The sequence below is a fragment of the Paraburkholderia sp. BCC1885 genome (genome assembly GCF_900996235.1).
Taxonomy (GTDB): Bacteria; Pseudomonadota; Gammaproteobacteria; order Burkholderiales; family Burkholderiaceae; genus Paraburkholderia.
Genome location: NZ_CAAJGM010000038.1, coordinates 1 through 666, shown reverse-complemented (window position 1 = coordinate 666; position 666 = coordinate 1). Strand labels below are relative to the sequence as shown.

Sequence of the window (666 nt, the reverse complement as noted above, 5' to 3'; positions counted from 1 at the left end):
GGGGGAATCGACCATGACCACGGCGGTGGTAGTGGGCGCGGCGAACGCCGTTTGCGCCGCTGACTGGGCGCGAAAGCGACATGCGCGGGCGGTCGGCACGACTGTTGTGGTTCGTGGCGACGAATGGCGCAATCGGCGTTTTCTCCCTCGATATGGCTCCGTCGAGGCAAGGCGCCAAGCCTTGTTTTTAAGTAGTGGCCACTATATTATTTGGCGAACGATGATGCAAGGATTTTTGTAGTGGCCACTAATTTAAATTCTGCAGCCAGGCCGGGGCGTGGTCGTCCACGCATGTTCGATCCCGACACGGCACTTGCGGTTGGTCAGCGCCTGTTTCATATGACCGGCTATGACGCAGTAGGCCTGAGTGCGCTGACGGCCGCACTCGGCATCACGCCGCCGAGCTTCTATGCCGCGTTCGGCAGCAAGGCGAAATTCTTCGAACACGTGCTGGAGCGATATGCGAGCACCGAGCTGCCGCTGGCCGGCATCCTGCAGCCGCATCGATCGCCGACGGAGGCGCTCGTGGATTTGCTCGAACTTGCGGCGCACCGTTATGCTCACGATCCCCAATGCACCGGCTGTCTTGTCCTCGAAGCAGCGCGCGGTCACGCGCAAAGCGAGAGCGCGCTGCTCGCGCGCCGGATCGCTGAGCGGCGTCGCGCG

General features: G+C 62.5%; 2 protein-coding genes. Both read left to right on the top strand.

Annotated elements, in window-relative coordinates; translation table 11 throughout:
* Window positions 1–241 (top strand): hypothetical protein (locus tag FQ755_RS37780; RefSeq protein WP_222105708.1); only part of this gene is annotated, 241 nt, incomplete at its 5' end.
* Between the two features lie 50 nt (window positions 242–291).
* A partial coding sequence (locus FQ755_RS03185) for a TetR/AcrR family transcriptional regulator (protein ID WP_144150928.1) occupies window positions 292–666 on the top strand: 375 nt, incomplete at its 3' end.